Origin of the sequence: Amnibacterium sp. (assembly GCF_036559085.1) — a bacterium.
Classification (GTDB): domain Bacteria; phylum Actinomycetota; class Actinomycetes; order Actinomycetales; family Microbacteriaceae; genus Amnibacterium.
Genome location: NZ_DATBTU010000076.1, coordinates 19,209 through 30,295 on the forward strand (window position 1 = coordinate 19,209; position 11,087 = coordinate 30,295).

Below are 11,087 nucleotides of genomic sequence, written 5' to 3' on the forward strand. Positions count from 1 at the left end.
CGGCCCGCCGCGCGCCGCCGCCGCTCCTGCCCCTCCCCCGAGCACCTTCCCCATCGGCTCGGCCTCCGCGCCTGCGCCGATGGGGAAAGTGCTCGTTCCGCGGTCACTGCTTGAGCTGGACGAGTTCCTGCAGCACCTGGTCGGACGTGGTGATGATGCGGGCGTTCGCCTGGAACCCGCGCTGGGCGATGATCAGGTTGGTGAACTCCTGGCTGAGATCCACGTTCGAGGCCTCGAGCGCCCCGGCGACGATCGTTCCCGCGCTGCCCTCCCCGGCGGTGGTGAGGGTCGGCGAGCCGGAGTTCAACGTCTCCTGCAGCGTCGAGTTCCCCGCCTTCGCGAGTCCCTCCGGGTTCACGAACGTCGCGAGCGCCAGCCGCGCGAGCGGGATGGTGGCGCCGTTGCTGAAGGTGCCCGAGAGGGTGCCGTCGTTCCCCATCGAGGTGGAGAGCAGCCGGCCGGCGGCGGTGCCGTCCTGGGTCGCGATCGTGGCGGTGGAGAGGTCTGCGAAGCCGGTGAGGCCGGACATGTCGATGGTGATGCCGTCGCTCGTCGTGAACTTCGTGGCTCCGGTCACGGCGCCGTTCGCGCACTGCACGGTGCCGGTCACCGGGGCGCCGCTGCCGTCGCCGGCCGAGTAGCTCCAGGCGCCGTTCGCGCCCGGCGTGAACGTGATCGACAGCGTCTTCCGGGTGCCGTCAGCGGCGTAGACGCTGATCTCCTTGACCGACTGCCCACCCGCGCCGGTGGAGTCGAGGTTGCCGGTGACGACCGCCTTGGTCGTCGCGACCGCCGGGGCGACGGAGCCGGACGGGAGGCTGATCGGGCTCGGGGCTCCGCCGGTGTTGATGACGCCGCCGACCGCCGACCAGCCCTTCACGAGCCCGCCGTCCGCGCTCGCCAGCCGGCCCTGGGCGTCCCAGTGGAACGCGCCGTCACGGGTGTACTGCGTCTGCGTGCCGATCGTCGTCACGAAGTAGCCGTCGCCGGAGATCATGGTGTCGAGGTTGTTGCCGGTCGACTGCTGCTCGCCCTGCGCGAGGTTCGTGGTGATCGCTGCGACGCGGACGCCGAGGCCCACCTGGTTGGGGTTGGTGCCCGCCTTCGTCGGCTGGGGGAGTCCGGCGGCGGACAGGGTCTGGGACAGCGTGTCCTCGAACTGGACGCTCGAGGACTTGAAGCCCGTCGTGTTGACGTTCGCGATGTTGTTCGAGGTGACGTCGAGCATCGTCTGTTCGGCGCGGAGCCCGGAGATCCCGGCGTAGAGCGAGCGGAGCATGGCGGAGAGCCTTTCGGAACGGTTCGGCGGGCGCTCGATGCGCCGCCGGTGGTGGCCGTCCTGGCCGGGAGTTCGCCGTCGTGGCTGTGGGGGTGCCGCGGGGGCGGCGGGGGGGATCAGGAGGTGGTGGAGGAGGTGCTGATGCCGCTGAGGGCGGTGAGCGCGACGGTGTCGGACCCGACCGTCACGGTCGGCGTGCTGCCGCTGAAGGAGACGGCGGTGGCGACGCCGGTCTTCGCGTTCCCGGCGGCGTCGGTCCAGCTGACGGTCTTGCCGAGCACATTGGCGGCGGCGGAGCGCATCTGGAGGTTGTAGGACTCGGTCGTCGACGAGTTCAGGGCGGTCAGCTGCTCCATCGAGGCGAGCTGCGAGGTCTGGCTGATCATCTGCGTGCTGTCCATCGGCGAGCTCGGGTCCTGGTTCTTCAGCTGCGTGACGAGCAGCTTCAAGAACATGTCCGAGTTGAACGTCTGCGTCGGCAGGCGTGCCGGGGTGGTGCTCGTGCCGGTCGTGGGAGCGGTCGCCGGGGGCACGGTGGTCATGGCTGGTCCTTTCAGGCGAGGACGTCGAGGCGCCCGGCTGCGAGCGCGGGGCGCCACGGGGAGCGGGCGGTGGATGCGGGGGCCGGTGCGGCCGAGCGGGCGGCTGAAGGACGACCGGATCCGGCGGAGCCGCGCTCGGATCCGGATCCGCGGGTGTCGCTGCGGGCCGACGCCTCGCCGCCGAGGCCGACGGTGGTGGAGCCCGTCCCTTCGGTGCCGGCGAGGTCGCGGCGGAGGTCGGGCAGCATCGCGGAGAGCGCGTCTCTCGCGTGCGGTGCGGCCGCGAAGAGCTCGACCTTCATGCTGCCGGCGACGACGTGGGCGCGCACGGTGACGGCGCCGAGGTTCTCGGGCGACACCCGGACCGTGACGACGTGCTCGCCGTTCCCGCGCGCGGCGAGCGCGGCGATCGGCGGAACCAGCTGGGCGGCGAGCGTCGGCTCGGCCGAATCCGCGGGAGTGACGGGCGCGGCCGGGGCGACGGCCGCGACCGGGGTCGCGGCGGGCTGCTGCACCGGCGCGGCGGGCGTCGGGGCGCCGACCGGCGGCGCGGCGGAGGCGTCAGCGGTCGGTCCGGTCGCCGGAGCGGCGTCGCCCGTGTCACCAGCGGTCGCGCGGCCGGCGGCGCGGATGCGCATGCCCGCGAGCAGGTCGGCCGGGTCCTGCGTCACCGAGGCGACCGCTACGGGAGCGGACGCGGCGGCGTTCGAACGGTGCTGACCGGCGGCCGAGGGGCGGGCAGCGGGAGCCTGCGGGCTCGCCGTGCTCACGATCCGGACCCCCGGAGCAGCGACCTGGGCGGTCGCCGCGGCCGCTGCTGGGGTGCCGACGGGGGACGCAGCAGCGGCGGTCGCGTCGGGCGAGGAGACCGCGGCGGCGGGAGTGGCGGCCGTGTCGGGAGCGGCGGCCGTGACGGGAGCGGCGGCCGTGGCGGAGACGGGAACCGCGGCGGAAGCCGGGTCGGGTGCCGCTTGGCCGACCGGCCCGAGGGCCGTGAACGGAGCGGGACCCACGCCAGGTGCGGGTGCGGCCGACGGGGCGGGAGCCGTCGGGGCAGCGCTCGACTGCGGCTGCCCGTTCGTCACCGGCGGGCCCGGAACCGAGAGCTGCGCCGTGGCTTGCGGAACGCCGAGAGCGCTCGCGTCGGGCGTGCTCGGATCCGTGGTGTGGGGCGCGGATGCGTCGTCCGTCGGAGCGGTCACCGCAGCGGCCTGCGGCGGAGGCGCCATCAGCTGCGGATCCGTGGCAGCACCGGGGACGGCCTGCTGGGCGTCCGCTTCCGTGCTGCGCGGCTCGTGGCGGCCGGCGCGCCGCGTGCCACCCTCGGCCGCGTCGCCGGCGGAAGCCGGACGATCCGCCGGCCCGTTCTGCACGCTCGCATCGGCGGGGCGCTGCTCCTGCCGCGGGGCGGCGGGCTGCGGGGCCGGAGACCGCAGCTGCTCGGACTGCGCGTCGAGGGCGCCCTGGAACGCGTCGGCGCCGCCGCCGGAGCGGGCGGCCGTCTTCGCGCCGCTGCGGGCCGCGCCCGACGGGGCGCTGAGGAGGATCGTGCCGGCGTTCATCCGGCGGCTCCCGTGATCGAGGCGCGGGCGGCGAGCAGCTGCTGAGCCGTGCTCGAGCTGCCCGAGACGCCGAGGGTGGAGAGCAGGCTGGAGAGCGAGGTGTCGGAGCCGCTCAGCGACGGCGAGGTGCCCTGCCCGAGCATCGCGGACAGTGCGGCGAGGTTCGCGCTGGTGCTCGCGGCGACGCCGCCGGTCCTCGGCACGGAGGTGGCGTCGCCGGTCGCCGGCACGATCCGGCGGATCGTGACGATGTCCTTGTCGGTGAACCACGCCTTCTGGACCGAGACGGTACGGCCCTCGTAGGGGGCGTGGATCACGGTGTCGTTGCCGGCGTAGATCGCGATGTGGTCGCCGCCGTTCAGCACGATGAGGTCGCCGGGCTTCGCGTCCTTCAGCGAGTCGACCTTCTGGCCGACCGTCTGCTGCTCGTGCACGAGGCGCGGCACCGAGATGCCGAGGTCCGAGAACGTCTTCTGCACGAGACCGGAGCAGTCCATCCCGGAGGAGGACTCGCCCCCGAACACGTAGGGCACGCCGACGTACTGCTTGGCGGCGGCCACGACCCCGTCGCCGGTGACTCCGCCACCGTCGATCAGCGCACCGTCGGTCGAGGCGGTCTTCGAGGTCTCGACGGTGCCGCTCGGGGCGGTGGCTCCGGTCAGGGCGTCGGCGAACGCGGCGCCCGACCCCGGCGTCGTCTGTGCGGCCGGGGACAGCGAGGCGAGCTGCGCCTGGATCTGCTGGATGGTGGAGACCATCTCGGTGAAGGTCACGAGCTGCTCCCGTCGTCCGTGAAGCGGCGGGCGCGGCCGGCGAGCTCGTCGAGCACGGCCTGCTCCGCTCGGAGGTCCTCGACGCGCGTCGCCTCGTCGTGGCGCTCCTCGAGCTTCTCGACCGAGAGCGTGCCGCGGCGGGCGTCGCGGTGGCGCGCCTCGGCATCCGCGACGATCTGGGCCTGCGCGATGTGCAGCGCCTCGAGGTCCGCGAGCATCGTCGAGGTGGAGGCCCTCGCGGCCGAGATGGCGGCGATGCCGCGCACGTCGCGCGCCTCGTGGCCGTGGTCCGACAGCGAGTCGATGAGCTGGTGGCGCTGGGAGGCGATCTCGGATGCGCGGGAGCGGGCATGCCCGACCTCGGCGGCCGCCTGGTCCTCACGGAGGCGACGGAGCCGGAGGAGCCCGGCCAGGCTGAAGACCGCCATCAGAGACCCCCCATCGGCGCGACGAGGGCCGCGAGCCGGTGCCACGCGACCTCGGCGGGCGTCACGTCGTCCATCCGCTGCGTGAGGAACGCGCGGATCGGCTCCGCGTTCGCGAGCGCCGCGTCGACGCGCGGGTTCGCACCGGGGACGTATGCCCCGACGTCGATGAGATCCTGCACCTCGCGGCGGGCGGCCAGCACGGATCGCAGGGTCGAGGCGGCAGCCCGCTGCTCGGGCGTCGTCACGCGCGACGCGAGGCGGGAGACGCTGCCGAGCACGTCGATCGACGGGAAGTGGCCGGCCGTCGCGAGCTTGCGGTCGAGCACGATGTGGCCGTCGAGGATCGAGCGGACGGTGTCCGCGATCGGCTCGTTGTGGTCGTCGCCGTCGACGAGGACCGTGTAGACGCCGGTGATCGAGCCGGTCGTACCGGTACCGGCGCGCTCGAGCAGGCGGGCGAGCAGCCCGAAGACGCTCGGCGGGTAGCCGCGGGTGGCGGGCGGCTCGCCCACGGAGAGCCCGATCTCGCGCTGCGCCATGGCGACGCGGGTGAGCGAGTCCATCATCAGCATCACGTGGGTGCCGGCGTCGCGGAACGCCTCGGCGATGCGGGTCGCGGTGAAGGCGGCACGGGCGCGGGTGAGGGCCGGCTGGTCGGCGGTCGAGACGACGACGACGCTGCGGGCGAGGCCCTCGGGGCCGAGGTCGTCCTCGAGGAACTCGCGCACCTCGCGGCCGCGCTCCCCCACCAGGGCGATGACGGTGACCGCCGCGTCGCTGCCGCGGGCGATCATCGACAGCAGCGACGACTTGCCCACGCCCGAGCCGGCGAAGAGCCCGATGCGCTGCCCGCGGCCCACCGTGGTGAGCGTGTCGAGGGCGCGCACCCCGAGGTGCAGCGGCACCTGGATTCGGGCGCGGTCGAGCGCCGACGGCGGCTCGGCGTCGACGGGCACGTGCCGTTCGACGCGCAGCGGGCCTCGGCCGTCGATCGGGCGGCCCGTCGCGTCGAGCACGCGGCCGAGCAGCCCGCTGCCGGTCGGCACGGAGAGCCGCCGGCCGGTGGCGCGCACGGGTGCACCCACGCGGATGCCGTCGATCCGGTCGATCGGCATGAGCGTGAGCTCGGCGCCGGTCACGGCGACCACCTCGGCGCGGGCGAGCTCGTCGCCGACGTGCAGCAGGTCGCCCATGGCGGCGTCGACGCCGCGCACGCGGATGCCGAGGCCGGCGACCGCGGCGACGGCGCCGATGCGCTGGGGTAGGGCTGCCGTGAGGAGCGCGTCGAGCCCGGGGGGCCGGTAGGGGGCGGTCGCGAGGCTCATGCGCCCTCCCCCGCGAAGGTGGCGCGCACACGGTCGAGCGCCGCGCCGATGCGCGCGTCGACCCGTCCGTCGGGCAGGTCGGCCACGGCGTCGCCGCGGTCGAGGGCGGGGTCGGCGACGAAGCGCAGACCCGGGTGCTCGTCGGCGAGCGCGGCGGCCGCCGGGACGTCCTCGGGGTGCAGGCGCACCGTCAGCGCCTGCGTGTCGCCGGCGACCGCGAGGGCCCGCCGCACGGCGGCGACGGCGGAGGCGGGACGGTCGAGCAGCTCACGCCCGAGCACGAGCTCGGCGATGTCGACGGCCGCGGCGAGCATGGCCTCGTCCGTGGCTGCATGGGCGGCGGCGGTCCGGACGGCGAGCGCCGTCGCGGCCGCCTCGAGCGCGGCGGCGGCGCTGCGGAGCCGCACGATCTCGGTGGCGAGCAGGTGGTCCGCCTGGGACCGCTGCGCGGCGCGCTCCTGCTCGAGCACGGCGGCGGCCTCGCGGCGACCCGCGGCGTAGCCGGCGGCGTGACCCTGCACACGGGCGCGCTCGGCGATCTCGCCGGTCACCGGCGTCGCCAGCTCGGGGAAGACGAGCGGGGCGAAGGAGCTCCTAGTCGACATACTCCTCCTCCGGCTCGCTCGAGGCGCCCTCGGGCGCATCCGTCTCGCCGTCGACGGGCTCGCGCTTCAGCTCGAGGCCGCCCGTGCCGGCCAGCTCGCGGATCGCGCGGACGATCACGTGCCGCGCCTCCTCGACCTGGCTCTTCGGCACGCGGCCCAGCTCGGCGGACTCCTCGGCGAGCGTCTCGCGGTTGCGCTCCGACATGTTCGACCGCACCGCGTTCGCGATCTCCTCCGGCGCCCCCTTGAGGGCGAGGGCGAGCTGGGCGATGTCGATGCCGCGCACCACCTGCTGCAGGTCGAGGTCCTGGAGGCGCGGGAGGTCCTCGAAGGCGAGCATCTTCGCCCGCACCTCGTCGGCGAGGTGCGCGTCGCGGGCCTGCAGCGCGGCGAGCAGCTCGCCCTCCGCGGCCGGCTCGGCGTGGTTCATGATGTCGACGAGCGGCTGCACGTGCAGCGACGGGCCGTCGACGGCGTCCGGCTCGACCGGCGCGTAGCGGGACGTGGATGCGCGCAGCTGACGACGGAGGGCATCGGCGACGATGCCGCCCGCCTCCGGCACGGGGGTGCCCATGGTGGCGATCGCCGCCGCGACGTCGGTGCGGCGGCCCGGTTCGAGGGCCATGAGGATCTTCGCGGCCTGGTCGGGACCGAGCTGCACGAGCACGAACGCGACGGTCTCGGGGGTCTCCGCGGCGAGCTGCTTGCCGAGCGCCGGCGCCTCGACCTGCTCGAGGAACGCGAAGGAGGCGCTCGCCTCGGGCGCCTCGATCCGCTCGATCAGGCCGGCGGCGCGCTCGGGCTCGAACGACGCGTGGATGAGGTCCGCGGCGATGTCCTTGCCGGTGCGACCGGACGGCGCGTCGGGGCGCACCACGTTCTGCTCGTGGAACTCGCGGATCGCCAGCTCGGCGTCGCGGCCGGCGGGGACGCGCATCCGCGACATCTCCGCGGTGATCTCCTCGGCCTCGGCGGGCTCGAAGTTGCGCAGCACCGCGGCGGCGCGCTCGGTGCTCATGTTCATGAGCACGAGCGCGGCCTTCTGGATGCCCGAGAGGCTGCGGACCGCGACGGGGGCGAGGTCCGTACCGATGCCGGTCACGCGCCGGCACCTTCCGCCATCAACGCCCGGAGGTACTCGGCCGTGCGGTCGGGCGCGGCCTCGGCCAACGCGTCGACGTCGGCCTGGAGGCGCTCGAAGGGCGACAGGTGCTCGTTGGAGACGCGGGGCACGGGGACGGCCTGCGGCATCACGACGGTCGGGGCCGGCACGGTCGGCAGTCCGGCCATGGGGCTGCTGCCACCGAGACGCTGCGCGCCCATCCCGCCGGCGAGGGCGGCGTCCATCGGCGAGGCCGGCGGCAGGACGGCGAACTCGCCGCCGTCGACGCTCTCGCGCTCGGGCTTCTTGAACAGCTTCCGGAGCAGGAGGACGAGCAGGACGAAGAACACGAGACCGCCGACGACCCAGATCGCCGCGGTGATGATGCGGGTCATGCCGTCGGAGGACTGGGCCGCCTGCTGCTGCGCGAGTGCCGCCTTCGCGGCCGACGCGGCCGCGTTCGAGAACGGCGCCGCGGCCACCGTGACGGTGTCGCCCCGCTTGGTGTTCACGCCGGCGGCGGCCGACACGAGGCTCTGGATGGTGCTGGTCGGGATGTTCGCGGCCTTGGTGGCGTTGACGGCGACCGCGATCGATTGGGAGGTGAGCGTGCCCGGCGTGATCGTCTGGGTCGTGCTCGTCTCGTTGATCGCGTTGTTCTTCACGCCCTGGGCCGACGTGTAGGTGTTCGCGCCGCTGCCGGTGCCGCCGGACGCCGCCGTGGCGGTGGTGTCGGTGCCGAGCACGCCGGCGGCGCCGCTCGCGCCGCTGCCCTTGTAGGTCGAGGTGTTGCTGCTCTGCGACAGCACGGGAGCGCCGGTCGGCGTCGAGTAGGTCTTGCTCGTCGTCGTACCGGAGGACTGGCTCACGGTGGCGGCGACGGTGACGGTGGAGTTGCCCGGGCCGAGCAGCGAGTCGAGCACGGCCTGCACCTTCGCGCGGGTGGAGTCCTCGTAGCTCGTCGCCTGCTCGGAGGCGCTGCCCGACGGGGAGCCGCCGACCGAGGAGAGCGTCTCGCCCTTCTGGTCGACGACGGACACGTTCGTGTCCTTCAGGCCCGGGTAGGCGGCGGCGGTGAGGTGCACGATCGCCTGCACCTGGTCGGTGGTGAGCGGCGTCGTGACGTTCACGAACACCGATGCGGTCGGGTCCTGCTGCTTGTCACTGAAGACGGTCTGCTGCGGGATCGCGAGCTGGACGGATGCCGTCGCGACGCCGCTGATCGAGCCGATGGTCTTCGCGAGCTCGCCCTCGATGGCGCGCTTGTAGGTGACGTTCTGCTGGAACTCGCTCGCGGTGACGCCCATGCTGTCGAGCAGCGCGTAGCCGGTGGTGCTCGAGCTCGGCAGGCCGGCGGATGCGGCGGCGAGACGCTCGGCGTCGACCTTGTCGGCGGGGACGAGGATCGTCGCGCCGCCGTCGGAGAGCTGGTAGTCGACCTTGTCCTTGGCGAGCTGCGCGACCACGCCGCTCGCATCCGATGCCGAGAGCCCCGTGAACAGGGGCGAGTAGGTCGGGCGGCCGAGCCAGTTCGTGAGCGCGACGCTGCCCAGCACGAGGATCGCGACGCCGATCAGCGCGATCGTGCGCTGCGCGAGCGTGAAGCCGCGGACGGACTCGAGGACGCGGCGGCCGGCACCGTTGAGGTTCTTCATCAGCCCTGCATGTTCATGATCTGGTTGAACGCGTCGATGCCCTTGTTGCGCACGGCCGAGACGAGCTCCATGGTCACCTGCGCGCGGGTGGCGGCGAGGGTCGCCTGGTGGATGTCGGTGAGGTCACCGCTCGTCACGGCCTGCACCGCGGCGGAGTTCGCGGCGTTCTGCAGCCCGGAGAGGTTGTCCACGGCGTTCGTGAGCACGTTCCCGAATCCGCCGCCCGAGGTGGACGTGGTGGCGGTGGTGCTCGGGGTCATGGTGACGCCGGGCAGGGCGCCGATCCCGGAGACGGCTCCGATGGTCATGCGTTCCTGCCGATCTGCAGCGCGGACTGGTACATGGTCTTGGCCCGGTCGACGACGTTCGCGTTCGCCTGGAACCCGCGCTGCGCCATGATCAGCTCGGACATCTGCTCGCCGAGGTCGATGTCCGGCATCCGCACGTAGCCGGTGGAGCTGGCGACGGGGTTGGTCGGGTCGTAGACGAGCTTCCCGGCGGCGCTCCCGTGCGCCACGCCGGTCACGGCGACGCCCTGGTTGCCGGCGACCTCGTTCGCGACGAGGTACTGCGCCTGGAATGCGTTCTGGCTCGGGTTCCGGGCGTCGTTGATGTTCGCGATGTTGTCCGAGATGGAGTTCAGCCAGGCCTGGTGCATGTTCAGCGCCGAGGCGGCGATGCCGATCGCGTCCATCAGGCGGTCTTCAGGGCGACGGATGTGGCGTCGAAGTCCATGTTCACGGCCTGCGCCGCGAACTGGTACATGAGCACCGTCTGCTCGTTGTTCAACGTCTGGGAGTCCAGCGAGACGTTGTTGCCGTTCTGCACCGTCGGCGCGCCGGAGACGCCCTCGGTGACGCCGGCGATGCCGCTGCCCGCCGCGACGGACTGCGCGAGCGCCGCCTCGAAGCTGACCGTCTTCGCCCGGTAGTTCGGGGTGTTGACGTTCGCGATGTTCTGGGCGATCGCCGTCTGGCGCGCGGCGAGCCCGTCGAGTGCGCTGGAGAGCGCATTCATGGTGACCGATTGGAACACGGCGCATTCCACCTAAGGGGAAACGGTGCGGCGGCCGGGTCCATGGCCTACAAGGAACCCGAGCGATCCGTGCTCGGGAGTTGACGCGACACTAAAGCGGGGATTGAAGGATGTCCGGGAGGCGCGATGCCCCCCGTTCGGGGGACCGGCGTCCCCCGCGGCTCAGAGCGAGCGGTCGACGTACACCGGTGGGGCGGTGAACGCCTTGAATGCCGGCTTCCGCGCGGCGGCCATGCGCACGGCGACGCGGCCCTGTTCCTCCCGGAGCCGGGCGAGCAGCGCGCGCTGGCGGCCGAGCACCCGGGTGGCGCGCTCGACATCGGCGGGGGTCATCGCGGCGGCCGTGCTGGGCGGCGTCCAGCCCTCGAGCACGGCGAGATCGCCCTGCTCGGCGGCGGAGACGCGGTGCTCGAGGTCGTCGAGCACCGGCGTCCACTCGACGGGATCAGCCAACGGCGTCGCGGCGGTGCGCCGCCTGCTCCATCGAGACCTGCAGCGCGGCCTCGTGCCAGGCGGTGCGCAGCGGCTCGAGCAGCACGATGCACTCGCGGGTCTTGCCGATGTCGCGCCGGATGTTCGCGGTGACGAGGTTCTGCACGACGTAGCCGTAGAGGGCGAGCAGGCCGGGGCCGCCGTCCCAGATCTCCGGCCGCAGCGAGGTCATGAGCTCCGTGACGATCTCCTGCGCGTGCAGCAGGCAGGGCGAAGCGGCGGTCCAGTCCTCCTGGCGCTGCGCGGTCTCGGCGCGCTGCAGGTCGAGCAGCAGCCGGTCGTAGAGCAT

14 protein-coding genes are annotated in these 11,087 nt (G+C 73.5%); all 14 read right to left on the reverse strand.

Annotated elements, in window-relative coordinates; all coding sequences use genetic code 11:
• Positions 1 to 103: 103 nt before the first annotated feature.
• Positions 104 to 1,279, reverse strand: a complete 1,176-nt coding sequence (locus tag VIG76_RS14545; RefSeq protein ID WP_331955429.1) for a flagellar hook protein FlgE — start codon at positions 1,277 to 1,279, stop codon at positions 104 to 106.
• Positions 1,280 to 1,395: 116 nt separating this feature from the next.
• Positions 1,396 to 1,821, reverse strand: a complete 426-nt coding sequence (locus VIG76_RS14550; protein WP_331955431.1) for a flagellar hook capping FlgD N-terminal domain-containing protein — start codon at positions 1,819 to 1,821, stop codon at positions 1,396 to 1,398.
• Positions 1,822 to 1,832: 11 nt separating this feature from the next.
• Positions 1,833 to 3,383 carry a flagellar hook-length control protein FliK gene (locus tag VIG76_RS14555; RefSeq protein ID WP_331955433.1) on the reverse strand — a complete coding sequence of 517 codons (1,551 nt, stop codon included), beginning with the start codon at positions 3,381 to 3,383 and terminating at the stop codon, positions 1,833 to 1,835.
• Entirely contained in the window at positions 3,380 to 4,156 is a 777-nt protein-coding gene (locus VIG76_RS14560) for a C40 family peptidase (protein ID WP_331955435.1), read from the reverse strand. The genes VIG76_RS14555 and VIG76_RS14560 overlap by 4 nt, the downstream gene beginning before the upstream one ends.
• Entirely contained in the window at positions 4,153 to 4,584 is a 432-nt protein-coding gene (locus VIG76_RS14565) for a flagellar FliJ family protein (protein WP_331955437.1), read from the reverse strand. Before VIG76_RS14565 ends, VIG76_RS14560 begins: the two co-directional genes overlap by 4 nt.
• On the reverse strand, positions 4,584 to 5,909 hold the full coding sequence (locus tag VIG76_RS14570; protein WP_331955439.1) for a FliI/YscN family ATPase: 1,326 nt from the start codon (positions 5,907 to 5,909) through the stop codon (positions 4,584 to 4,586). The genes VIG76_RS14565 and VIG76_RS14570 overlap by 1 nt, the downstream gene beginning before the upstream one ends.
• The gene (locus VIG76_RS14575) at positions 5,906 to 6,514 is read right to left on the reverse strand and encodes a FliH/SctL family protein (RefSeq protein ID WP_331955441.1); all 609 of its coding nucleotides are present in this window, start codon (positions 6,512 to 6,514) and stop codon (positions 5,906 to 5,908) included. The genes VIG76_RS14570 and VIG76_RS14575 overlap by 4 nt, the downstream gene beginning before the upstream one ends.
• A complete protein-coding gene (locus VIG76_RS14580; protein WP_331955443.1) occupies positions 6,504 to 7,616 on the reverse strand; it encodes a flagellar motor switch protein FliG in 1,113 nt (370 codons plus the stop codon). Before VIG76_RS14580 ends, VIG76_RS14575 begins: the two co-directional genes overlap by 11 nt.
• The gene (gene fliF / locus VIG76_RS14585; protein ID WP_331955445.1) at positions 7,613 to 9,271 is read right to left on the reverse strand and encodes a flagellar basal-body MS-ring/collar protein FliF; all 1,659 of its coding nucleotides are present in this window, start codon (positions 9,269 to 9,271) and stop codon (positions 7,613 to 7,615) included. The genes VIG76_RS14580 and fliF overlap by 4 nt, the downstream gene beginning before the upstream one ends.
• Positions 9,271 to 9,579: a flagellar hook-basal body complex protein FliE gene (gene fliE / locus VIG76_RS14590; RefSeq protein ID WP_414640656.1), complete on the reverse strand. Its 309-nt coding sequence runs from the start codon at positions 9,577 to 9,579 to the stop codon at positions 9,271 to 9,273. The genes fliF and fliE overlap by 1 nt, the downstream gene beginning before the upstream one ends.
• Positions 9,576 to 9,965 carry a flagellar basal body rod protein FlgC gene (locus tag VIG76_RS14595; RefSeq protein WP_331955447.1) on the reverse strand — a complete coding sequence of 130 codons (390 nt, stop codon included), beginning with the start codon at positions 9,963 to 9,965 and terminating at the stop codon, positions 9,576 to 9,578. The genes fliE and VIG76_RS14595 overlap by 4 nt, the downstream gene beginning before the upstream one ends.
• Positions 9,965 to 10,288 (reverse strand): flagellar basal body rod protein FlgB, encoded by a 324-nt coding sequence (locus tag VIG76_RS14600; protein ID WP_414640657.1) that lies wholly within the window; start codon positions 10,286 to 10,288, stop codon positions 9,965 to 9,967. Before VIG76_RS14600 ends, VIG76_RS14595 begins: the two co-directional genes overlap by 1 nt.
• 180 nt (positions 10,289 to 10,468) lie before the next feature.
• Positions 10,469 to 10,759, reverse strand: a complete 291-nt coding sequence (locus VIG76_RS14605) for a hypothetical protein (RefSeq protein WP_331955452.1) — start codon at positions 10,757 to 10,759, stop codon at positions 10,469 to 10,471.
• Positions 10,752 to 11,087: flagellar export chaperone FliS (locus tag VIG76_RS14610; RefSeq protein WP_331955454.1), on the reverse strand; the 336-nt coding region annotated here is incomplete at its 5' end. The genes VIG76_RS14610 and VIG76_RS14605, both read right to left, overlap by 8 nt.

Bases quoted from the DNA above. Each gene is read 5' to 3' on its own strand.
- VIG76_RS14545 (WP_331955429.1), bottom strand. From the start codon at position 1,279: ATGCTCCGCTCGCTCTACGCCGGGATCTCCGGGCTCCGCGCCGAACAG.
- VIG76_RS14550 (WP_331955431.1), bottom strand. From the start codon at position 1,821: ATGACCACCGTGCCCCCGGCGACCGCTCCCACGACCGGCACGAGCACC.
- VIG76_RS14555 (WP_331955433.1), bottom strand. From the start codon at position 3,383: ATGAACGCCGGCACGATCCTCCTCAGCGCCCCGTCGGGCGCGGCCCGC.
- VIG76_RS14565 (WP_331955437.1), bottom strand. From the start codon at position 4,584: ATGGCGGTCTTCAGCCTGGCCGGGCTCCTCCGGCTCCGTCGCCTCCGT.
- VIG76_RS14570 (WP_331955439.1), bottom strand. From the start codon at position 5,909: ATGAGCCTCGCGACCGCCCCCTACCGGCCCCCCGGGCTCGACGCGCTC.
- VIG76_RS14575 (WP_331955441.1), bottom strand. From the start codon at position 6,514: ATGTCGACTAGGAGCTCCTTCGCCCCGCTCGTCTTCCCCGAGCTGGCG.
- fliF (WP_331955445.1), bottom strand. From the start codon at position 9,271: ATGAAGAACCTCAACGGTGCCGGCCGCCGCGTCCTCGAGTCCGTCCGC.
- fliE (WP_414640656.1), bottom strand. From the start codon at position 9,579: ATGACCATCGGAGCCGTCTCCGGGATCGGCGCCCTGCCCGGCGTCACC.
- VIG76_RS14595 (WP_331955447.1), bottom strand. From the start codon at position 9,965: ATGGACGCGATCGGCATCGCCGCCTCGGCGCTGAACATGCACCAGGCC.
- VIG76_RS14600 (WP_414640657.1), bottom strand. From the start codon at position 10,288: ATGAATGCGCTCTCCAGCGCACTCGACGGGCTCGCCGCGCGCCAGACG.